This is a genomic window from Mucilaginibacter jinjuensis (assembly GCF_028596025.1).
Classification (GTDB): domain Bacteria; phylum Bacteroidota; class Bacteroidia; order Sphingobacteriales; family Sphingobacteriaceae; genus Mucilaginibacter; species Mucilaginibacter jinjuensis.
Map to the genome: position 1 here is coordinate 3,795,943 of NZ_CP117167.1, position 25,080 is coordinate 3,821,022.

General features: G+C 42.3%; 14 protein-coding genes. All 14 read right to left on the bottom strand.

The genetic code is table 11. The annotated features are described in order from the left end of the window. Positions 1-22: 22 nt before the first annotated feature. Positions 23-1,819, bottom strand: coding sequence for a carbamoyltransferase family protein (locus PQO05_RS16855; RefSeq protein WP_273628594.1), 1,797 nt, complete (start codon positions 1,817-1,819; stop codon positions 23-25). Positions 1,820-1,824: 5 nt separating this feature from the next. Then, on the bottom strand, positions 1,825-1,974 hold the full coding sequence (locus PQO05_RS16860; RefSeq protein ID WP_174311534.1) for a DUF5989 family protein: 150 nt from the start codon (positions 1,972-1,974) through the stop codon (positions 1,825-1,827). Between the two features lie 9 nt (positions 1,975-1,983). Then, positions 1,984-2,355, bottom strand: coding sequence for a hypothetical protein (locus tag PQO05_RS16865; RefSeq protein ID WP_273628595.1), 372 nt, complete (start codon positions 2,353-2,355; stop codon positions 1,984-1,986). 5 nt (positions 2,356-2,360) lie between these two features. Beyond that, positions 2,361-4,409 (bottom strand): hypothetical protein, encoded by a 2,049-nt coding sequence (locus PQO05_RS16870; protein WP_273628596.1) that lies wholly within the window; start codon positions 4,407-4,409, stop codon positions 2,361-2,363. A gap of 85 nt (positions 4,410-4,494) precedes the next feature. Then, a complete protein-coding gene (locus PQO05_RS16875; protein ID WP_273628597.1) occupies positions 4,495-6,027 on the bottom strand; it encodes a RagB/SusD family nutrient uptake outer membrane protein in 1,533 nt (510 codons plus the stop codon). A 35-nt stretch (positions 6,028-6,062) separates the two neighbouring features. After that, complete coding sequence (locus tag PQO05_RS16880; protein ID WP_273628599.1) at positions 6,063-9,095, bottom strand: SusC/RagA family TonB-linked outer membrane protein; 3,033 nt, start codon at positions 9,093-9,095, stop codon at positions 6,063-6,065. A gap of 443 nt (positions 9,096-9,538) precedes the next feature. Next, complete coding sequence (locus PQO05_RS16885) at positions 9,539-11,812, bottom strand: glycoside hydrolase family 3 N-terminal domain-containing protein (protein WP_273628600.1); 2,274 nt, start codon at positions 11,810-11,812, stop codon at positions 9,539-9,541. A 43-nt stretch (positions 11,813-11,855) separates the two neighbouring features. Next, a complete protein-coding gene (locus tag PQO05_RS16890) occupies positions 11,856-14,090 on the bottom strand; it encodes a GH92 family glycosyl hydrolase (RefSeq protein WP_273628601.1) in 2,235 nt (744 codons plus the stop codon). 130 nt (positions 14,091-14,220) lie between these two features. Next, entirely contained in the window at positions 14,221-15,636 is a 1,416-nt protein-coding gene (locus PQO05_RS16895) for a GDSL-type esterase/lipase family protein (RefSeq protein WP_273628602.1), read from the bottom strand. A 17-nt stretch (positions 15,637-15,653) separates the two neighbouring features. Then, positions 15,654-16,946, bottom strand: a complete 1,293-nt coding sequence (locus PQO05_RS16900) for a glycoside hydrolase family 99 protein (protein ID WP_273628603.1) — start codon at positions 16,944-16,946, stop codon at positions 15,654-15,656. A 148-nt stretch (positions 16,947-17,094) separates the two neighbouring features. Then, positions 17,095-18,804: a family 43 glycosylhydrolase gene (locus tag PQO05_RS16905; RefSeq protein WP_273628604.1), complete on the bottom strand. Its 1,710-nt coding sequence runs from the start codon at positions 18,802-18,804 to the stop codon at positions 17,095-17,097. 2 nt (positions 18,805-18,806) lie between these two features. Next, complete coding sequence (locus PQO05_RS16910; RefSeq protein ID WP_273628605.1) at positions 18,807-20,933, bottom strand: glycoside hydrolase family 3 N-terminal domain-containing protein; 2,127 nt, start codon at positions 20,931-20,933, stop codon at positions 18,807-18,809. Between the two features lie 279 nt (positions 20,934-21,212). Then, positions 21,213-22,211, bottom strand: coding sequence for a family 43 glycosylhydrolase (locus PQO05_RS16915; protein WP_273628606.1), 999 nt, complete (start codon positions 22,209-22,211; stop codon positions 21,213-21,215). Between the two features lie 123 nt (positions 22,212-22,334). After that, complete coding sequence (locus PQO05_RS16920; protein WP_273628607.1) at positions 22,335-24,917, bottom strand: galactose oxidase; 2,583 nt, start codon at positions 24,915-24,917, stop codon at positions 22,335-22,337. Positions 24,918-25,080: the final 163 nt, after the last annotated feature.

Here is a 25,080-nt window from a genome sequence, read left to right on the forward strand (position 1 = left end):
TTTCCTTAACGGGGAAAGCGGATTACTTTTTCAACAGATAATTTCCCAGCACCAGCACATCTAAGCCCGTTTTTAGAAAGTCCTGGTAAGCATCTTCGGGTGTGCAGACTATTGGTTCGTCCTTAACATTAAAAGAAGTGTTAACAAGCAGCCCATCTCCAGTCAGCGTTTTAAAGGCCGAAAGCAATTGCCACAATTTAGGGTTTATATGCTTATTCACCGTTTGTACCCGTGCCGAATAATCTACATGTGTTACGGCAGGTATGGTAGATCGGGAATAAGCCAAACGTGTATACATATCCAGCTCCCAGTAATTAGGCGGGTGAGGCTTTAGTAGATTATCATTAACCTGCTTTACAAACAACATGTATGGCGAAGGTGCATTCATTTTAAAGTACAGATGCGTATCCTCCTCCAAAACACATGGCGCAAAAGGCCGAAAATCTTCCCTGAATTTAATTTTACGGTTGATGATGCTTTGCATCAACGGGTTGCGGGCATCACCTAAAATACTCCGGTTACCTAATGCCCGTGGGCCAAATTCCATCCGCCCCTGAAACCAACCGATCACTTTACCATCTGCTATCAGTTCGCTTACTGTAGTGGCGAGTTCAGTAAAATCGGGATAATGCTCATACAATGCACCATGCTTTTTGATCGTGTTTAAAATGGACTTATCATCATACCCCGGGCCCAGGTAAGCGCCTTTCATCAAATCTACAGAAGAATTTATTTTCTCCTGATCATGATAAATATGATGCGCAGCATAAGCAGCACCTAAAGCCCCACCTGCATCACCGGCAGCAGGTTGGATCCAGATGTTTTTAAAAATGCCTTCATCCTGGATACGGCTATTGGCTACACAATTTAAGGCCACACCTCCTGCCATCACCACGTTATCTGAATTTGTTAAACGCTTTGCCGTGCGGGCAAGGCTGATCATTATTTCTTCTGTTACCTGTTGTATAGCCAGGGCAAGGTTAATATGCTGTTGGTTTAGTTCTTCATCCGGTTCCCGTTTGTTTACGCTGAGCAAGGCAGCCCAGCGTTTATTATTAGTCATTTTAAGTTCGGTAGCAAACTCAAAATATTTCATGTTGAGTAAAATTGAGCCATCAGTTCTGATGTCGACTAAATCTGCTTTTATCTTCTCTTTAAAGTTTGAAACTTCTGTCGATTCTGGATTTCCATAAGATGCCAGTCCCATTACTTTATATTCACCTTCGTTAATCTTAAAACCGAGATAATAAGTAAACGCTGCGTATAACAAGCCAACAGAATGCGGAAAATGTTGCTCCATCAATATCCTGATCTCTTTACCCCTGCCGTGGCATATTGTGGTGGTAGCCCACTCACCTACCCCATCAACCGTAAGTATGGCTGCTTCCTGATATGGCGATGGGTAATAAGCGCTTGCTGTATGCGATAAATGATGTTCGGGAAATAAAAGTGCAGGCGATTTACCATCGATCGAAAATCTTTTCTTTAATGCGCCTTTAATAAAAAGTTTATCCTTTAACCATAAGGGAATAGCCGTAACAAAACTCAATAAACCTTTCGGTGCGAACGCATGATAAGTCTCGAGCAGGCGTTCGAATTTTAACAGCGGTTTATCATAAAAGGCAACGCTAGTAATATCGGCATAAGTTAAACCGGCTTCCTGCAATACGTAGTTAACTGCGTTTTGGGGGAAAGATGAATCGTGTTTAATGCGGGTAAAACGCTCCTCCTGGGCTGCGGCAATAATCTCACCGTCGATAAGCAGTACAGCCGCACTATCATGATAAAATGCCGAAATACCTAATATTACCAACGGCATAACAACTAAAATATGGTGTAAATAAAAGGCGCCAATGCGGGTACGCTGCTCAGCACAATCAGCGCTGCACACAAAACAAAAACCACTATGAGGGGGATAAGCCAGTACCGTTTACGTGTTTTGAGGAAAAGGAATAGTTCTTTAATAAACTCCATGTTGCATTTTTAAAAAGTATGGATGAGATCGTCTTGGGTAAAAACATGGTCGCGAACGTGCATTACCGATCCTGATGCTTTTTTAAATTGCCTCAGTTTCAAATTATCATTCCCCATTAATTTACGGAATAAACCGACCGGCATCACGACTACAAAAAATATAATGGGCATCAATATAACCGGTCCAACCACGCTTAATATCTTCGATAACCCCAACCACAAAAAAGCAAAAGGAAAAAACAGGTAAGGGATTAATACGGTTACCAATGCCAGGCTAAATGCCACATCAACCCATATAGCCGTTTTATATTTGAGGGCAAAGAACAACACAACCAATATTGCTACCTGCCCAAATTCCACACACTGTTGCTTCTTGATCATTAACATTAGTTTGCTGTTTTAATTTCGGTCTTCGGAAGCATTGCCAAAGCCTCCGCATTCTGCTTATCTATCTGTAATACTTTCTGAATGTATTTCGAGGCTGCTATTTTATTATTCATTCTGAGATAACAGGCAGCAATCTGATTAAGCTTATTCACATCCGAAGCCCCATTCAAATTTTTTTGCAATTGAATAACCTGTTCCGCCTGGCGCTTAACCTCATTTAAATTAAATGAACTCTGGTTATTGGCTATAGCATAATCGATATAAGGCATCGCCAATGCAGGTTTATCTAAATCTAAATACAACACAAAAATGTACCTCGCCTTATCAAACGATGGTGCGATGTCAAATGACTTTCTGAAGTAAAAAGCAGCCCCTTCCAAATCATTTAAACGAGCATTGAGCATGGCAGGCTTTTCGTAAACTTCTTCACGGGTTGGGTATTCGAGCACTACACCTTCAACCACTTTTTTGGCTGCTTGTAAATTATTCTGGCTGATGTAATAGCTGTATAAATTATCTGTTGTAGTCGCCCAGTTTTCGTTGTTGAATACCGCAGCATAAGCTAATTGCTGTTCCACACTTTTGGCAGTGATGGTATCCTTCGCTGCCTCATTATATGGCCATTTAGTTTTAAGGTTAGCAATGCGATAATCACCGGCCAATGAATCTACTTTTGTGAGCGGCATTTGCCTGCTTAACTGATCGAAGGTCATTTCATCTCCCTCCCTAGGTAAAACATGTGTCTTCTTTAATTGCTGATAGAAAACATCAGACATAATTGCATATCCTTTTAAATTAGGATGCACATGGTCGGTCATTAACTCATTGCCAATGATATGATTATCCGCTTGTGCTTCAAATACTGCTTTAGTGTTTACCAAATGGGCATACGGATATTGGTTACATAATTTCGCGACAACCTCATTCAATTCTTCAGGTGCCCGAAATCGTAAAGCATCCAGACTTTGGGCTTTATCAAAACATGCTTTTGCCAGCGGGTAATTACTTTGCGCATACGCCGACTTACCCAGGTAATAGTTACATAATGCACTACCATTATATGGTTGATTGGCTGCCTGCAAATACTTAGCAGCCAAACTATAGTCTTTATCCTGATAGGCTTTCAGCCCGAGCTTGTAATTGCTTTCGAAGATTGAATGATTGGAGTTGTTCGGTTGGATGTCAATAAATGGTTTCAGATCTTTTTCGTTACTCACCAAATTGCTCAATAATATCGGAACATGATGATCATTAAAAAGCTTAACAGTTTCATTCATGTTATATTTAAACTGTTCAATCCCCCTGTTATATAAATCAGATTTGTAGGGAATTTGCTCACTGTTAACCATTAATTGCATCCGGCTTTCTCCATTGCCGGCATTCTTAGCCGCTAGTTTTCCAATGGATTGATAAAGATGCGAGAACAACTGCACCAGTTTAAATTCCCGTAACCGTAAAATAAAATTCACCAAATGAGGGTTACCACTGATGGCCTGGGTAGATCCAACGCCCATTGCACCATAAAACTCATTATGCCCGGAATAAATTAGTACCGCATCTGGTTGATAATTTACAACCTCGCGCGCAAAACCCAAAACAGTGTAAGAGTTAACCGCAGTGAGCGACAGGTTAATTATCTCGAAATTTTTATCAGGATAGGTATGCATTAAACGATACTGCAACCAACGATGGAAAGAACCATTATGGAAATAAGGATAACCAATAGTGGTTGATTCGCCCAGTACAAAAATGCGGATGGTGTTGGGAGCCTTAACCTTGGCAAAAAGTTCTTTATTCCCGTTGGTAGCTATAGTTTGATTAGTAAAATATCTTTTGGATGCATCCGGGTTCATCATCCAATAACGGGCATCATTAGGGGCTTCGATAAACAGGTTGAGATTATCGCCATAATGAAAAAGCCGCAGACAGAGTTCGGCAAATAACACGATAAGTAAAGGAACAATAACAATACCGATCACTTTAAACAAAATGATCTTTCTCTTGCTCAGCACATTTAATGAATTATCTCTAATACGGTCTTCGGTCATTATTTACCGCTAATTGGTAGCCTAAATCTAAAAAGAATTTAAACAAGTTTGGCCACGTATTACATGGCCAAACTTGTTTATGATATTAATATCCGGGGTTCTGTGTCCACTTAGGGTTCCGGTACATCTCGTTAATTGGGATAGGTGCCAGATAACGTGTGCTCAGATCACCACCTGTTAAAATCAGCGGATTTTCGAGCGGGCTTCGCGCGGCGTTAATTTGCGGCAGTAATTGTAACCTGGCAATATCAAACCAACGGATACCAAACTCGCCTGCAAACTCATAAGCACGTTCTTTAACTACCGAGTCTCTGAAGGCAGTACCGCCAAGTCCTGCTGTCAAATCCGGTAAACCTGCGCGGTGACGAACCTGGTTAATGGCTGCATAACCTTGCGCTGTTGGTGCGCTGCCTGCCATAGCTGTTGCCTCGGCATAATCTAACAGCACTAACGGATACCTGATAATATCTGTTGCTTTGTTAGTACTTGGGTTGATACTTAAAAGAGCAGTTGCGGTTTCGGTAACACCATCACCTACCCCAGCTCTGAACTTTTTATAATAAGGGTGGCCGGCATGCGTTTCTTTCGAACTCCAGTCAACCAGTTTAAAGGTTGTTTTATCCGCCTGGAGCAGTTTAATAGTGGTATAGAAAGTAGCATCTGTACGGGTACATTTAGGCGCGTTGAGGTAGAAGTTAATTTCAGGATAATAATCGTCCCAACCGCTCGAACCGTTAGTTGCAACCTCATCCAAAGGCACGCATGATGAGCCAAATGTACGGTTAGGTGAACCACCGCCTACGTTAAACTGTAACGCAAATACAGACTCGGTGCTGTTATTGGTTGTAAAAACTTTTCCAAAATCAGATACCAAAGTATAACCGCCCTGATTAATTACCGTATCAGCTTCTGATGCTGCAAGCGCGTAGTTTGATGTTACTTTTAAAGGCCAGCCAGCCATGGTTAAATAAACATCGGCCAGTAATGAGCGTGCGGCCATCTGGTTTGCTTTGCCCGGTAAACCAGGGAAAGAAACCGGTAACAAACGTTTGGCTGCTTTTAAATCGCCTACTATAAAGTTGTAAACATCGGCCACCGGGCTTCTGTCCGGGCGATCGTTTACATCAATGGTACCGTTGATAATTGGCACGGCGCCAAAGGTTCTAACTAAATAATAGTAACCTAATGCACGTAAAAAGTAAGCCTGACCGGCTGCCTGATTTTTCAGTACATCGGTTGAATTTACTTTCTGATAATTAGAAAGCACGTTGTTAGCCTGGTAAATGGCAGTCCACGGGCCTTGCCACTCAGCGACCATGCTGCTATTACCGGCGCTACCATTTAACTGGTCGAAGGCGCGCATATCGCCCTTGTTCAAGCCTGGATCTGTCGTCAAATCATCCGCCCCGAAATAAGAGGTACTTTTACTGGTAAATGCCCAGGCACCATCAATAGTAAGCTGCTGATAAATTGCTGCCACAGATGCATCCAGATCTGACTGGGTTTTGAAATACGTTTGCGGCGTTAAGCTTGCCTTGGGGTCTTCGTTCAATTTCTGACAAGCAGAAAAGGCTGCAGCTGCAAACAGTGTGATGTATAAATAATATTTTGTTTTCATTTCTCTTTAAGTTTATGACAATAACCTATTCAATATTATAATGTGGCCCTTAAACCCATAGTGTAAGTACGCGGGTTAGGTATTACACCGGTTTCTAAACCAGCAGTAAGCGCATTGGTAGCATTGCTTACCTCTGGGTCGTAACCAGGATATTTGGTAATTGTAAATAGATTTTGCCCGCTCACATATACTTCAAGTTTTTTGATTTTGATATGCTCTAACACACCTGTCGGGATATTATAGTTCAGCGCAAGGTTTTTAAGCTTGATGTAGCTTGCGTTATATACGAAACGGCTGCTGTTAATAAAATTCTGACTGGTGCTGCTAAAGGTTGGTACATCTGTTTGGTTTGCAGGTGTCCAGATATTTAAAGCAGTTTTTGAGGTTGCGTTACGCGCATCGCCCAAACCACCTAAAGTGTACGGAATAGTACCCGAGAAGATCTGGTTGCCATGCGTACCCTGGAACATAAAGCTCAGTGTAAAACGACCATAAGTAACATCATTGATGAAGCCAAAAGTATAGCTTGGGGTACCGTTACCAATTTCGGTTAAATCATCAGTGCTGTATTTGTGGTCACCGTTTAAATCAGCGTATTTAGCGTCACCCGGTTTCATACCATATAGTGCAGCCTGTGCCGCTTCGCTGGTTTTCCATGTTCCTAAAAACTGGTAGCCATAAAACTCGCCTAATGGTTTGCCAACTTTAAGTATAGCTACACCATTTTGCGCAGATCCGATACCGTTTACAACCACGTTGTCTAAACCACCCATATCCAATACTTTGTTTCTGTTGAATGAGATATTGAAGTTGGTTGTCCATGTAATATCATGGCCTGCAACCGGTGTACCGCCAATGGCAAACTCAATACCTTTATTTTCTAAACTACCAATGTTACGCAGGTAATTGCCACCGCCTAAATAAAATGGCGCCTGGTAATTGTACAACAGGTTGGTAACCTTTTTGTAATAAGCATCGGCAGTAAAAGTTAAACGGCCTTTAAAGAATGATGCATCCAAACCTGCATCTGTAGTAGTTGTTGTTTCCCATTTCAAAGAGGTTGATACCGGTGAACCTAATGGTGTGGTAACTGTTGGCGTGGTACCATCATAATAATAAGCCGGGCCACCGCTGCTTATTTGTGCTATAGTAGCATAAGCCGGTACTGCCTGGTTACCTGTTTTACCCCAGCTTGCCCTGAATTTTAAATCAGAGAAGATCTTATTGTCCTGCATAAATTCTTCGCGGGCAACATTCCATCCTACAGCCACAGATGGGAATGTGCTGTATTTTTGGGTTAAGTGTGATGAACCATCTGAACGTACACTGGCAGTTAACAGGTACTTATCTTTATAAGAGTAGTTAACACGACCCATAAATGACTGCAACTCATCCTGCGAGTAGCCCGAGGTAGTTAGCTGCGTAGCACCTAAGCCAAGGTTATAATAACCTAATGCATAGGTAGACAGGTTTTTTGACTGTGCATTATCATTGGTTGACTGTGCATTTTTCAACTCATATAAGGCGGTTACAGTAAACGCATGGTTACCCAATGCAGCTTTATAGGTAAAGAAGTTACTGCTTTGATATGATCTATAATAGTTATTGTTAGTTTGCGCATAATCGCCACCTACCAAACCAAGGCTGGTTTCCGGCCCGTATAAGATACGGGTTACCTGCGATTGTGTTTCGTAAGTATCGTTAGAGGTAAATGTTAAACCCTTTACAATGTTGTAGGTAAACACACCTGTACCGGTAACATTGGTTGTACTGTTATCAACAGCTTGATTACGGGCTTGTGCAACCGGGTTAATCTGGTTAGATGCATATTGCGATTTAAGGATGTAATCGCCGTTGGCATCTTTTACAGGTACCGTAGGATCCCATTGGCTGGCCTGTGCAAATGGGTCTGTTATATCGCCGGCATAACCTGTGTTGCGGCTGTTAGGCAGCAATGTGGTGATATAAAATTTAACGTCCATTTTATCATTAAGCTTAAGGCCAAGGTTTGCTCTTAAGGTAGACCGGTTATACCATTGGTTTTTAATTAAACCGGGCTGATCGAGGTGGTTGAACGAAATAAAATAGTTAGCATCGGCCGAACCTCCGTTAACATCAACCTGGTAATTTCTGATCCAGGGCTTTTGTTCTATTTCTTTTTGCCAATCGGTACCAGGGTTTGATTGAAAACCGGCAAGTTGCGCATCATTAAATGCAGGCGGGTTACCTGTGGTAGCAAACTGCGCATTTACCGTGCGGGCAAAATCATACGCATTCATTAAATCCAGTTGTTTTGGTACCATAGCCTTGCTAAACCATGCGCTGAAATCAACAGTAGGTTTGCCGATATGGCCTGTTTTAGTAGTTACCAATACCACACCGTTAGCACCGCGTGAACCGTAGATGGCTGTGGCCGAAGCATCTTTCAATACCTCGATAGACTGGATATCACCCGGACTGATTGACTCGATACTGCCACCGATATACCCGTCTATTACATAAAGCGGCTCATTTGAACCGGTGATAGAGTTAGCGCCGCGGATCCTTACGCTAAGGCCGGCTCCAGGCTGGCCACTGTTACTTTGTACGGTAACACCTGGGGTAGTACCTTGTAAAGCTTGCTCAACGCGTTCCAGTGGTCGCTTAGCAATTTCTTTTGCCGATACTGTAGCTGTTGATCCTGTTACATCGCTTTTACGCTGCACACCGTAACCTACTGCCACTACTTCTTTCAGCATGGTCGCTTCTTCTTCCATGGTGATGTTCATGTTAGTAAGGCCGTTAACAGGTACGCTTATTTGTTTGAAACCGGTATAGGTAAAAATTAAAACAGCGTTATCGGCAACGTGTAAATGAAACACGCCCTTGGCATCTGTAAGTGTACCGGTAGATGTACCTTGTATTTTAATGCTGACACCAATCAGGGGTTCGCCTTTGTTATCCTTCACTGTTCCGCTAACGTCGACAGGCGGGATAATTATTGACATTTTATGATTCGAAAATGCCAGTAGAGTGCCGCTTTCGAAGGTTATAAAACATGTCAATAACATACATAAAAGTTTTTTCATGCTATTTATTTTAGGTTTTAATAATATTGGTTTATAAAATCATTGGTAATATTAATGCCAGGCAATTAATGAAATACTAATTATGAATTAATAAGCGCTTATTTTATTAATCACATTATAACAATTTGATAATCAACAAAATACATTTAATTAATTAAGGTATTAATAAGCATAAATCATTAAAAAATCTTAAAAAGCCCGGTATTAATAGGTTTATTAGTTTGATAGAGTCCTGATATAATGAATTTTAGGCCTATAATCCACAAGGGATCGGGCTGTAACGATAGATTTAGAAGATTGTTCGTCAAGATGTGTTTTTTCATAATTGGTATATAAATTAGTTTAACGGTTTAAGCCGAAAAACTGCGCTTATCAAATCTGATAAGCACAGTCAAATCAACTAAAAAACTCAAAGGTTCAGGTATATTTTTTAACGATTATTTTTAATTGGCAGTTACCCGGAAACTTCCCTGCTGGCGGATATCTGCTGATGAACTGCCCACCATTACTTTAAATTCGCCGGGCTCAACTACATGTTTCATTTGCCTGTTCCACAAAGCAAGTTCTGCAGATTTAACTGTAAACTCCACTACCCTGCTTTCACCAGGATTAAGTGAAACACGCTGGAAACCTTTAAGCGACATAACTGGTGTTGTAACGCTGCTCACCACATCACGGATGTATAATTGTGCTACTTCGGTACCGGCAACATTACCGCTGTTGGTAATTTTAACACTCACCTTTATATCTTGATTAAGCGCAACTTTGGTTGATGAAAGTTTAATATCATCATACTTAAAAGTGGTATAGCTTAACCCATGACCGAAGGAAAATAACGGCGTATCTTTTTCGTCCACATATTTATGATACGAGGTTGGTTTATGATTATAATAAAAAGGGATTTGCCCAACCGAACGCGGAAAAGTAATCGGCAATTTGCCGGATGGATTAACTTTACCCAACAATACATCGGCAATAGCCAAACCAGATTTTTCGCCGGCAAACCAGCTCTCTACAACTGCAGGGATATGCTGCGCTACCCAGTTAATACATAATGGCCTGCCATTTGCCAGCACTGCAACAACTGGTTTACCTGTTGCCTGCAAAGCTTTTGCTAAGTTAAGTTGGCGTTCATCCAAGTCAAGACCGGCGCGGTCTTTCCCCTCGCCTACTATGCTCAGGTCTTCGCCCAAAACTAAAATTACCGCATCAGAGTTTTTAGCCAGATCAACGGCTTTATCTTTAAGATTAAGACCGCTTTGTGTCGAATCAGAAGAATAACCTTTTTCGAAATGGATCTTCAGATCACCTCCGCGTTGCTTCAAACCATCTAAAATAGAAATGGCTTTATCTTCGGTATTAGAATAGCCTCCCAAATACGTACTCTCTGCCAGTGAGCCGATAACTGCTATTGATTTTACATTTGATTTTAAGGGAAGTACTGACTGCTCGTTCTTCAACAACACAATACCTTCCTGCGCAGCTTTCAGTGATAATTGCTGGCTTTGTTCGGTATGGAAAACTTTGCTGACCAATGCATTGTCAATATATGGATGATCAAATAAACCCAACAAAAACTTCACCTTCAATACATCGGCAACAGTTTTATTAAGTTGTTCGATGCTTAGTTTTTTATCATTGATGGCTTTCTTCACCGCATCCATAAATCCCTGGTGGCTAAAATCATAAAACTGCATGTTTAGCCCCGCGTTAAAGGTTTGCGCCAATGCATCGCTGGTATCTGTAGCGATATGATGATTCTCGAGCGACATCTTGATAGCGCCCAGATCAGACAGTACAAAACCTTTGAAACCCCACTCCTTACGCAGCACATCGGTTAGCAACCATTTATTATCTACACAAGGCACACCATCCAGTTCGCTGTAGGCGGCCATCATACCCATTGCACCACCTTCGCGTACTGCTTTCTCGAACACATATAAAAAGGTTGATCTTGCTTCGCGCTCGCCGATGTTTACCGGTGCTGTATTACTTCCCGCTTCGGGGATACCGTGAACAGCAAAGTGCTTAGGCTCGGCAATTACCGAATTGTTGCTACTCAAGCCAGATCCCTGTAAACCTCTAACCATCGCTACGCCGTTAGCAGCATCCAGAAAAGGGTCTTCGCCATAAGTTTCTTCAACACGGCCCCAACGTGGGTCGTGGGGTAAGCAAAGTACAGGTCCTAAGATCATGTCTGTTCCATGTGCACGTGCTTCGGTGGCAATTACACGGCCTACCTTGTGAACCAATGAAGTATCCCATGAGCTGGCCAGTTGCAAGGGTATCGGGAAAGAAGTACTTCCTTTGCCCGAATAACCATGCAAACCTTCTTCGATAAACAAAACCGGGATGCCTAAACGGGTATGTTCTATCGCGTATTTCTGCACCTGGTTTGATAGATCTGCCGTAAGCGGATAAAAGTCATGAATGGAACCCGCGCCTAAAGTGCCGAACATTTTGGCCGTCTTTTCTTCCGAAAAAGAAGAAGCTTCGTGCCTTCCTTGCAAATCGCTGATCTCTTTGCCCCAAAACATATCCAACTGCCTTATTTTCTCATCCGTGGTCATGCGGCTAAGTAAATCGGCTACCCGTTTTTCAACAGGTAAGCGGGCATCTTTGTAGGGGTATAAGGGTGCTTTATATTCTTTAAAGGCAAGCAATGCACTTATTGCAAGTGCATAACCGGCCAGTTTTTTGTATGTAAACAAGTTCATTCTGCTTAGGTATAATTAGTATCGGTTTAGTATTTGGGAGGCACTATTGCACTCCCCAGGTTTTATTAGGTTTAGGCCCCATCTCTAATTCAAGTACTCCCCCGCCGGTTAATTGATCGTGCGTAAACCATGGCGTATTTAAAGTTTGTCCGTTTAGCTTTGCGCTTTGGATGTATTTATTCACAACCGAGCAGTTATTGGCCACCAGTTTAAATTGCTTCCCATTAGGCAATTTAATAGTCACCTTACTAAACACCGGGCTACCGATGGTATACATTGGCACACCCGGCGTAATTGGATAAAAGCCCATAGAGCTAAACACCACAAATGCCGACATGCCACCACCATCTTCATCGCCAGGGATACCGAAGATGTTATCCTTATACCACACATCTAACAAAAAGCGAACGCGTTTCTGAGCTTTCCATGGTGCGGTGTAATTGTATAGATATGGGATGTGGAAGCTTGGCTCATTACCCATTGAGTATTGGCCAACCAAACCTGTAGCATCCGGAAACTTGGCCCAAAACTCATATTGCGACCTGTCAAGCGGTTCGCGGAACAGTTGATCAAGTTTGGCTTCAAAATCGTGCTTGCCACCCATTAACCCGATTAATCCGTTAACATCATGCTGTACTTGCCATAAGTAAGTCCAGCCATTGTTTTCGTCGTAATAATCACGGCCGCCCATGCCACCATCAAACTTAGGGTCAATCATAATCCATTGGCCTTTGTTGTCTTTCGGCATAAACATTTTCAGCTGCTCGTTCCACAAATTTTTATAGTTTTTAGCACGCAGGCTAAAGGTTTCTGCATCTTTAGTTTTACCCAGTTCTTTAGCAAATTCGCTTACAGCCCAGTCGTCATAACTACCGCCAAGCGTTACTGCTACAGCTTGTCTTTTTTCAAATGGGTGCACCATTGCTACTGTTTCTTTTTCACTTGGTCTTAACGCCGGGAAATAGCCTTTTGCATAGTAAAAATCTTCCAATTCGCCTTTAGGGCCGTTTCTCCACGGCAACATGGTAGCCTGGGTTGCATTTTTCAGCATGCCGTTATAAGCTTGTTGGGTATCAAAACCTTTAATGCCTTTGCGATAGTCATCCAAAATCATTACTGATGAGTGGAAACCATTCATACAGGCATGATCGCCAAACAGAACCGGGAAAGTTGGCATCCAACCGCTTTGCTGATACATGGTTACATAAGAGTTCAGCATGTCTGATTCCATGGCAGGATTAACAATAGCCCTCAGCGGGTGTAGAGCGAGGTAAGTATCCCATGTCCAATCGTCCACATAAAACGGGCGTTGTGTTTGGTGGATCTTGTTATCGTAACCACTGTAATATTGGCCGTCTTCAGTAATATCAACCATCCGCTCGTTACAACGGTAGTAAGCTGAGTAGAACGATCTGCGTTGTGCCTCGGTACCACCTTCTACCTCAATTTTATCTACCACACTGGCCCAGGCATTTTCTCCTGATCTCTTGATCTCGTTAAATTCTTTGCCTTTAATTTCTTCGTTAAAGTTGGCCATAGCCTGCGCGGCGCTGATGTAAGAAATAGCGTATCTGAACTCAACTACATTGGTGTTTTTATCAGCGAAACTTACCCATGCACCGATCCCTTTACCTTCGATAGCGGTTGAATCTGCCAAATGGCCTTTTCTCTCCGTCCCGAATTTACCGACGGTGCTGAAAACGCCATACATGTAAACTTTAATATTATCATGATAGGTTTCTACGCCTGTTAAGGTGTTGCCCGAAGTAAATTTGAATGAGCCGGGCGCATTGTTGTACTGACCGAACAAAAGGCTTTTATTGGCTGCATTTTGTGGGAAAGTAAACTTATAGATACCCGTTTTTTTGCCGGGGGTAAATTCGACGGTTATATCGTCGTCGATTAAATAGGTTGAATAATACCATGGGCGGGTTACCTCCAAATCGTTATCATAAGCTTGCTTTTGCTGCCATGATGCAGCAACAGGTGTGTTATTGATCGGCTTTAACGAGAACACTTCGCCTAAACGGTGCGAGACGATGGTAAGCGGAAAGCTCGAGATCTGATCATCTTTGTAATTAGCCCTTTCCGGATACATTCGGATCACTTGATTGGGCAGTTGTGCAGTTGGCCTTGTAGGTTCAAGCAACTGGCCTACGTTGCCAATGCGTGGGTCTATGTATTTCAGGTTACCAGCGCCGGAATTTTCTTCCTGGCCATTTTGCGCCATGGCCTTACTACAACAAAAAAGTATAAGTATAAACAGAGATTTCCTCATGGGTATATTAGGTTATAATGGTTATCGGTTGATTGGGTAAATTAAGTGCGGGTTAATTAATAAACTTATAATAAATGATTAATTGACACTTAAAGCGGTTCTTTTAGATTTTAATAATTTATTGGCTGAATTATAATTGGGTTGAATTAAGAATAAACTCCACAATTGGCGTTGGATTAGGCAGACTGTGCGGGTGATGCTTAAAGCCTGGTTTATGAAGTACCGTGATGCTTCCGCCCAATGCTTTCATCTGTTTTTCAAACGGCAGGGTGTTCTCGTCGGGAATTGCGGCCTCATCTGCATCCGCACAAAGTATCAGGATGGGATAATGTCCTTTAACAATGTCGGCTACCTTGTCAATCGGGCTGCCTTTAAAGTTTCGTACTTGCTCATCTGTTTCCAAGTGATAATCAGCCTTAAATTGCTTTAATTCTTCATTTGCCGGAGGGACTACTTTACCCAAACCAGCAGGCCAGGATTTCATATCCAATAAGGGGTTATCGATATATACACAGGCTACCTTGGTAGGATTTACAGCCGCCCAGTTTAAGGCGTAGACTGCTCCCCTGCTCATGCCCTCCATTACTGCTTTTGGCCCCAGGCCTCCTTTATGCAATTCATCATAAAATTGGTTCCATTGCGCTATGGCTTCGGCATTGCCAAATAACTCGGCCACATCACAATAAACGATATGGAAGCCACGCTCTAACAAAGCAATGTCAGTCTGGGGCTCATGTCCCCAGAAACGTGCCCGCCAAACCCAGGGATGCTGCGGTGCCGACCATTTTGGTTTAACCACTTTGCACTGATGCCCATTCAATGTAAAATCGGCACAAGCATACCCATAAAACTGGCTTTCACTTTTCTGCTGATCAATTGCATTAAAAATATTGAAGCCGGGATCCCTTTTGATAACCAGTTGATCGTGCAAACGGCGGGCAATAATCCTAGAACCTGTAGAGTCAGGATGGATTTTATCGGGCATTAATTCAGGATGATTAACTAAAAGTGAATGAATATCTATCACCTCCAACTTATCATCATAAGCCGCCTGGCGCATTTTTGGCATCACCTGGTTTACAATAACCGGGTCCCAGATACCAGTAGTATCTTTATCAAAAGAAACTACTGGCAACAATAATATCACACGCGGGTGCGTAGGCAATGCAGCAAATGCCGCAGCCATGGCTTTACAATCAGCAGTATACTCGTTCAAATAAACCCGGTTAACCAATTTGGCATCATTACCTCCCAGATCGATAAAAACAATATTGGGATTGCTTGCTAAAGCGGCCTGATATTCTTTGGTGTTCCAATAAGAATGATCGCCGTGCTTGAGCATAGTGCAGCTGCTTACGCCATAATTATTAACCTGGTATTTGTTGCCCAGCATGGTTTGAAGCTGTGCCGGATACGAATTATGTTCCCGATTTTTTACTGTTGCGCCATAGGTAATACTTGCGCCTATACAGGCTACTTTGGTAACCGCTTTACACACATGGCATACCTGCAGCACCAATAAAAAGCATATCAGTTTCTTTATCATCAGCTTTTGGGTTTACCTTATTTGGATGCGCCCTGTACCGGCATTTTAAACACCAATGGTTTTTCTCTTTTCAGCATTTTAGCAGCCTCCCCTGTTAACCACAGGTAGCGATCTGATGGTACACCTTCCAGATCAGTGAAATGTACGCCGTTTCCGGCAGGTGTTACCGGTGGATGATCGGTTACTTTAAAGATGGCAGTGCCTTCGTTAATTTCATCAAACATGGCCACATACAGCATACTTGCCCCTGCCGACATGGCTGTTGACATCATTTGCCAGTAGAAACGGCCGCCTTGCCTTGGTATTGAAGCATTGGGCTTAATATCATCAGGGAAAGCATGAAGACTCAGATTATGCCAGCTGAAACCCGGATACACACAAGGCACATACTCCAGGTTATTTTCGCGGCACCATTTAATATCGTCAATAATATCATCACGGTAACGGTCGATGTCGTTATGCAATAAAGGCGAATAACGTTGTACAGCCCATGGCAACACGATATCACATTGTTTAATTAACTGGTGCAGGTAAGGGTCGCTAACGCAATCGGCACGCAGGGTACGCCAGGAGTTTGGTACGCCCAGCATAACCGCGCAGCCACCATATACGGGGTCATTCTTTAAAAAATCAATCAGCCTATCAAGACCGATGTTGCGGATGTTGTAAGGACGATCAGGAAACCCAGCTCCCCAGATACATACCACAGGTTTACCGTTTTCGTGCAGGTAGGTTTTAGTACCTGATTGGTTGGTTACCTTAATCTGATCAACCATGTATTTCCAGTCCTCAATAATTGCCGAACAATCTTCACCAGGGTTTAAACCCGACAAATCGTACATCACAGCAATAGCACGTTTATATTTAGAAGCAGCTTCAAAAGCATTCTGTATAATGGCTGATGATTCTTTGTCACGAGCTTTTACATTGCCGTAAAAACGCTGCATAAAAACGCCATCTACGCCATACTGTTGCATCCATTTAAAGTGCAGATCAACCGTACTTTTATCGGCCGAACTAAACATGCGTGATGGTTTCCCGTCGGCATTTTTGAACGGGGTTTCGTAAGTTTTTTCGTATTCGGTAACATCGGGCCACATATCAATACTCGATTGTTTTTCGTTACCGTAAGAATATCCACGGGCACTGGTGCCGTCACCGGCCGCCCTAAACCAGCCCTGGTAACCGGCCATTACCAGCCCTTTGTAGGTTGGGTATAGGGTAGTTTTACTATGTACATTTTGAGCCTGTACAGTATATACAGCACAAAGCACTATCCAGCTCAAAAAAGCGAGTTTTAGTCTTATCATAATTTCGGCTTAATAAATTGGTTGTTATTTATGCTCCGAAATTATTTTTAGAGGTTAACAAAAGCTTAATTAATAGCTAATAGATGTAGTAGAAGGTAATTAATTGGTGACAATCCCTGAAATTGTCACCAATTAACAGAAAAGATGTTTATTGAGCGCCAGTAACCTTAACGGCTTTGGTTACGCCGTTCTCATTAAAGGCATCAACAGCAAAATAATATTTTTGCTGGCGGGTAAGGCTGTGAATGGTTACCTCATTTGCATTTAACACCTGGTAAGTTAAATACAGTTTATTGGGGGCCGTACCGAACCTTACATTATAGCCAACTGCTCCTGAACTCTTTTTCCAGCTTAATGAAACATTACGGGCATCGGTATTGCGGTTAACAGTAAGTCCGCTAACAACGGCAGGTACTTTGCCATTTCCTTTGCCAAATACACGCAATCCTGAAACAGCAAATTTACCATCCGGAACATGTTTATTGGTTAAGCGGATATATCTTGCTGAAACAGGTGTAGCCAACTCAATATAATCATGCGGTAAATCCGTTTTAAGGATTTTGTTTTTGATGGTTTTCCAGGTTTTATTATCTGATGAATATTCGAGCAGATATTGGTAATAAATGGAATCTGATCTGCCTAATAAATGCACACTTTCCTCAGCAAAGTTTATCTGTACAGCATTTACACGGCTTCGCTTTTGCAGGTCAACACTTATCCACTCACCTTTGTTACCGGTTCCGGCACTCCAATAAGTACGCACATCTTCATTAACTGCGTTGGCTTTGGGATGATTAGGCAAGGCCGATGAAACCTGCACCGGTTTGTTATAAGAAAGCAGCATGGAACGGGGCTGAAAATCTTCTGGTCCGTTGATGTGCTTTTGCGGGATTACATGCGGAAAATCGCCAAATGCGGTATAGGTATACAACTCACCATCCTTGTCAAAAAACATTGGGAATAAACCCAACCTGCGCTCAAACATGTGCTTTACCGAGATAGTCATGGTAGATACATGCCAGTAGTTACCAAACTTATCCTGAAAGGTACTGCTGTGGCCTGCCCCTGCAATAAAGCCTTCGGGTTTGTAAGAGGCCGGGTTAGTAACTTGTATTTTGAAAGGGCCTAAAGGGTTATCGGCTACATAAACACCATCGCCGTAGCTTTTGTATTGGGTGCCGGGCATGGCGTATTGCAGATAGTATTTACCGTTATGCTTCGTCATCCATGAGCCTTCTACCCAAGGCCTGCTGCTGCGTTCATTATAATCGCCGGGGCGTTCCCAGCCGTGGTTTTCAATATCACTGTTAAAGCATTCAACCGGTTTGCATATGGGATTTAAGGTCTTTCTATCAAGCTCAACTGCATAGATTGGTGTTTTGTCTGAACAACCGTAATAGAAGTACAGTTTACCATCATCGTCCAAAAATAAATCTGGGTCAGTCATCTTGATTGGAAAGTCGGCATTAGCCACCTGCCATTTACCCGAATCAGGATCGTTGGTTTTATAGATTTTTTGCTTACCCTGACCGGTTGAAGCCATAAAATAAACTGTATCCTTAACAACAACGGCAGCGGGGGCATAATCCTCCAAAGGCAAATCGGCCGATGTAATAAAATTCCAGCTAATGAGATTATCAGATTTCCAATACCCGCCAGATTTTGAAGCGAACAGGTAGTATTTGTTTTTAAACAGGATAATTGCCGGATCAGCTGCTTCGCGCCTCGAGGGCGTATCGGGCATAAACCGGTAGCTAAGATTCAATGGATTACAAATGGTTGTTTGTTTAGCAGGCGATTGTGCGTAAACACTAAACCCAAAGCAAACCAGTACATATACTAAGGCTAACTTCTTCATGATTATTTTACGGTAAATGAGGCAGCCAATTTTTTATCGGCAGAGTTACTGCCCAATACTACCTGATACTGGCCTTTGTACAGTTTCCATTTCTTTTGTTTCAAATCCCATTTTTCCAGATCAGCTAATGGTATTTCAATATTAACTTCCTGCTGATCTCCTTTTTTTACTGTTACCCGTTTAAACTGTTTCAGTTCTTTAACAGGCATTCTGTCGATGTTGGGATAAGTAATGTAGGCTTGTACCACTTCGTCGCCATCCATTTTGCCGGTATTGGCTACTTTAATTGAGCAGCTAACCTTTTGACCTTCTGTATAAGTGGTTTTAGGCTGGGCTGTCCATTGGTAATCGAATGTAGTGTAGCTCAATCCATAACCGAAAGGATATTCCACATCGCCTTTAAAGTAACGATAGGTACGGCCTTTCATGTTGTAGTCCTTATAATCAGGCAAGTCTTTAAGCGATTTATAGAAAGTAACCGGCAAGTGCCCTGATGGCGAAACTTTTCCGAAAGCAATATCAGCAAATGCATTACCGCCTTGCTCGCCGGGATACCAGGCCAAAACTATGGCATCAGCATAAGGTTCTATCTCAGCAATATCCAGGGCACTGCCCGACGTTACTACGGCAACAATAGGTTTATTGCTCTCCTTACGCAGTTTTTTCATAAAAGCGATATTCACGGCAGGCAAACGCAAATCGGCCTTGTCTGCACCATTTTTAGATAAGAAAGCATCTCCTTCTTCGCCTTCCATTAAAGGCGATAAGCCGATAACTGCAAACGTTACATCGCTGCTGCGGGCATCGCCTACGTATTGAATTTTCGTCGAATCAACCAGATCACTTCCTATCTGATATTGAACCGTTATACCTGGACCAGCCGCCTTGGTAATACCCTCGGTAAAAGTCACCAAGTCAGACGAGATGCCGCGGTAGTTACCCAACAACACATCAGCATTAAAAGCATTAGGGCCCATCACCAAAATATTGTTTACCTTATCCTTATTAAGGGGTAACAGGTTATTGTTATTTTTCAGCAACACCATGCCCTGCTCTGCAATTTTGCGGGCAAGCTGTACGTGGTAAGCTGTGCCTACACTATCCGCACCATAAGCCGAGTACGGTGAGCTGGCCGGGTCATCATAAAAACCCAGTTTAAATTGGGTGGCCAATAAGGTTTTTAATGTTGCATCAATTTCCTTTTCGGTTAACAGGTTTTCTTTTACGGCCTGCATTACTTCGGTTTGCAACAGGGTTGAGCAATCAAGGTTAACACCAACTTTAACCGCAGCAGCCGCCACAGCTACACGGTTGGGTAATACTTTGTGGCTCTCCCAAATATCATCCAAAGCACCGCAATCGGTTACCAAATGGCCTTTAAAACCCCATTCGTTTCTTAAAATGCCCAATAGCGTTGGGCTTATATTACAAGGCTCGCCATTTACACGGTTATAAGCGCCCATTACAGATTCCACCCCGGCATTAACCAGTTGATGAAATGCAGGGAGATAAGTCTCGCGCAGATCTTTCTGATCTATCACCGCATTAAAAGCACCACGACCAGCTTCCGGGCCGCTATGCACAGCGAAGTGTTTGGCACATGCTGCTGTTTTTAAATGATTGGGATCGTCGCCCTGCATACCTCTAACAAAGGCAGTTCCCATACGGCCGGTTAGGTATGGGTCTTCGCCGTAGGTCTCCTGTCCGCGGCCCCAGCGTGGGTCACGGAAAATATTAATGTTGGGTGACCAAAAAGTTAAGCCCATATACTGTGGATGCATACCCTTAGCACTGGCTAGATTATATTTCGCCCTGGCTTCGGTAGAAATTGCCGACGCTACCTGTTTTAACAGCGCATCATTAAAAGTAGCGGCCATACCTATAGCCTGCGGAAATACGGTTGCTTCGCCTGCACGGGCAACGCCATGCAAAGCTTCGTTCCACCAGTTATAAGCTGGGATGCCTAAACGTGGTACGGCTTTGCTTTGGTAACCCAGCAGTGAAATTTTTTCTTCGAGGGTAAGGCTGCTTACCAGGTTATTAACGCGCTCATTAATAGGTAAGGCAGCGTTCCTAAAAACGGGAGCTTTGTCTTGCGCCATAACAGGCATATCTGCAATCGATAGCATAGTGGATGCTAAGCAGGCAAATAGCAAATGTTTTTTTATCATCAGGATATATGGGTTAATTAAATTGGATGGGGCAAATTAATAAAAGAAGGCGATTATTAATTCAAAAAAAACAGCGTTTAAGCTGTTATTAATCAGAAATTATAAATTTCTTAAGGCTTCAGCGCGTTATTTGAGTAATAAAAAAATTATTCCTTATTGGCTCTCAGCCGCTGTTCGTAATTGGTTATCAGGAGCACATTCGTGCTCCTGATTTTTTTAAGGTAAATATAGGATCGGCTACTTCTTCTCTGCCCCGGTTGTTTGCACTACCATTTTGATGGTACCGTCTTCATTATAATATAATTTATCAGCGCAGATTGATCTTAACCAATCGTTGTTAGATAATGAGCTGTTGTGATAAAACGACCACCACTGACCTTTGTATTCAACTATCGAACCGTGGTTGGTAAAGCTATCTGTCGGTTCCATATAAATGCCCTGGTAAGTCCACGGGCCAAGCGGACTTTTGCTTGTAGCATAGCGCATCTGGTTGTGTTTACCGTTTACATCATGATTATCTGAATACGACAGGTAGTAGATACCGTTTCTTTTGTGTACCCAGCTGGCTTCGTGGAAATCCTGTAGGCCTTCCATTTTTTGCATTTCGCCATCAACTTCCATCATGTTGTCTTTTAACTTGCCGCCTTTACAGGTGCCGCCACCGCCGTAAAACAGGTAAGCTTGGCCGTCATCGTCAACAAAAACACATGGGTCAATCATCGGGTCGAGGCCTTTGATATAGCCTTGCACTTTAAAGCCGCTTGCCGGGCTTTTGCTGGTTGCTACACCAATTTTCCAGGTACTGTTCCACAGTTTACCCTCGCCGCTTGGGTGCGGGAAATAGAAGTAATAAGTCCCATTTTTATAGGCACAATCAGGCGCCCACATAAAACCGCCTTCTGGTCTGCCCCATGGCACTTGGCTTGCGCGTAAAATTTCGCCATGATCTTTCCAGTGAACCATATCATTGGTAGAAAACACGTGATACTGATCCATCAGATCGCAACCACGAGCCGGGAAAATATCGTGCGATGCATATACGTACAACCTGCCATCTTTCCATACGTGGGCTGATGGATCGGCAGTATACATACTGGTGATGAATGGATTTTTTTGTGCCATAACGCTGCCCGAAGAAAATAGAACGGTCACCGAAAATACAAGCGCAGCACAAAATGCGCTTAACCGGTTTTTAATATTAAATGAGGGGATTTTAACTGATAGAGATTGTCTCATCGCTTTTGGTTAATTAGTTAAATGGTTAATTATGGAATACAAATTAACCGGCAGCGATTAACAAAACTTTAATAAATGCCTAATCCCGAAATTAATGAACGTTTTTTTGACGGTTAATAGAAATTATTCCATTACGGCGTGAAAATTCTTCTCAAAATCCTCCCCATAAATTTCCTTGTACTCTTTATTGAAACTCTCGTAAGTGGTTTTGGCCAGCGAGTGTTTGCCCAGGAACGATAGCGCTTTACATTTCAGGATCATGGCATCCTCATTAACAGGGTCGAAATAGAAAATATCGTTAGCCAGTTTGATAAGGAAACGTGGATCATCAGAGATCTTCATCGAATTGGCAAACTGCAGGTAGCAGTCGATGATCTCGTTTGATACATCAGACTTAAAAGTATCCAGCCATTCGTACTCAATATTCGACAGGAAATTACCGCGTTGGGTGATTTGCGTAAGTTGTAAAATCTTTTGCTTGTCGAGCTCTTCTTTGTTGGATACAATGCTGAGGTAATTATAGTAATCCACAAAAATCGCATCGTAATCAATATCTATTTTCCAATAGCCGGTATCTTTCGAAAGATGGTAATGCCCCATCTTATCCAATAGGGTTTTCAGCTTCACAATATTAACCGAACAGTTATTGCGTGCGCTTTTTTCCGATTTATCGAACCACAGAATCTCATTCAGCTTTTCGGAACTAACCCCCCTGCCCCATTTAATAGAATATAGGGTGATGATCAGGAACAACTCTTTTAAAAGCGGGGTGAATGCTTTGGTGATTTCCGCACCCTGATCTGTAAATAAGTGCAGGTCGCCAAACAGGTAAATAGCATTTCTGGTCGGGTTAGGCACTACCGGAAACTCAATGCTTGCAATAATCTCTTCGGTTTCCTGGTGAGCAACGTGGTTTACTACCGGCCTTGGTGCAACAGGCTCTTCGTTTATATGCGGGGTAAATTGGGTTGGCTTACCTCTCTTTAAATATAAGATACCGCCAATTACTGCAAGTACACCAATAAATACTTCCAGCCACCATGCTTTAAAACCAGCAGTGCTTGCCAATGATGCGGTAGCCTGTAATACCTCGGGCGGACCAGCCAGCGAATAAATCTTAATATGGGTATTATTGTTATCCTGCAATAAGGTCACAGCAAAAAAGCTCCCGGTCTCGCTGCTGTAATACAGATCGGCAAATGACGAAACATCATGGAACAGGAAAGGAATGGCATCACCAACAACCTGGTACGATGGGTTCTCTAACGATCCCCTGATTAACTGCAAATGCGAATTGTATTTATGCTGAGGAAAAATCAGACCATAATAAGTTTTAGCTTTTTGATCGATAATTAATGAATTGGCAAAAACAAAGTCCTCTCCTTTCGAATCCAGATCGAAGAGCTTTTTAAAGGTTTTATCTTTTACCGTATAGCGCATCATATCATACAAATTGCGTGGGTTTACAATTTGCTGGCCCGATGCGCTGCCGTATCCGCCTAAAATATAAGCAGTATCTGCATTAGCTGTTGTGCCTAAGCCTGCAAGGTATCTTGGTGTAAAAGCATCGCCCTTAGTCTTTACATATTCCCATTGATGATTGCTAACATTATACTTCGAAACACTGTCTTTATAAATCAGCTGACCGTAGCCGCCGATTATATATAATGAAGTATCCCTGGCCGAGAAAAATTTGTTTAAATGGCCGTAATTGGTAAATGAAGGAAGTTTTTTTAATCGTTGATCCCAGTTTTTATTTTCCGTATTATAGGTGGCTACCAGCTTTTTATCAGTAAAAATGTAATATAGCTTATTATCGAAATAGAGGGATTGGTCGCCCGGCACCAACTCTTCTGTACCAGTGGCATAACCAAGGCCATGCATTTTTTTAGAGCCATTAGCCGAGTATACGATCACAGAATCGGAAGTAACCAGGTAAATGCTTTGTGTTTTTGCATCAAACGCCGAACTTACAATCCCAGGCACGGTAAGTTCCTTTTCGAGCTGCCAGTTGCGGTGACGGGATCTTAGCCAAAGCGGGTTAGTTACCACGCCATTATTCTGATTAACAGTTTCAACGGCTATATTGCCGCTATATTCGTTCAAAGGCCAGTAATCAACCAGTTTATCCTGCTGTAACAGCTTAACATCCCGCAGCTTCATAGGCGGAAGATCTGTAGACTGGTACTGCTTATAAGCATTAGCCCCAAACAGTAACTTATAGTTACTCCCTTGCTTTAAATGCGCATTATTTTCGATGTAAGTATTACCACCTGCTATTAAGGATATTTTGTCATTTTTAAAATCGGCTATAATTTTAAAATTGGTCCAATCTTCAAAAAGCAGCTTATCGGGCAGGTTAAATTGTATCTGGGTTAAATGCTCGCCAACAATCAGTTTAAAATGTTTAGTGTTTGGCTGATTATCATAAATAAGATCGATATTCTGGTTGTTATCATTGATCAGTCGGAATATATAACCGAAATAGATCTCCTGATGGGCGATGAATGAAAGATCGAAAGTAACAGAAAAATTATCTTTTGATTGCAGTGTATTGCCTGTATTTAATTGCAGGGAGGTACGTTTATCCTGTACTACTTCATGGCTGTAAAAGCTTAAGCCGTATGATTCGGCAAAAGTACACTGAAAAGCACCCACCGTTAAAATAGCTGTAATTACAAATATTTTAAATCCACACCATCTCATAATAAACCAGTTACCATGCATTAACAACATCTAAAGCAAAAAATCAATTTATAGGTTTTCCGGACAACAGAAAGCGTCGCGGCTTACACGAATAAGCTAAGCTATAAAAAATAAGCTTAGCAGCAAAGCTTTATAGCCTTTGTTTGTTATAAAACAGCAAAGG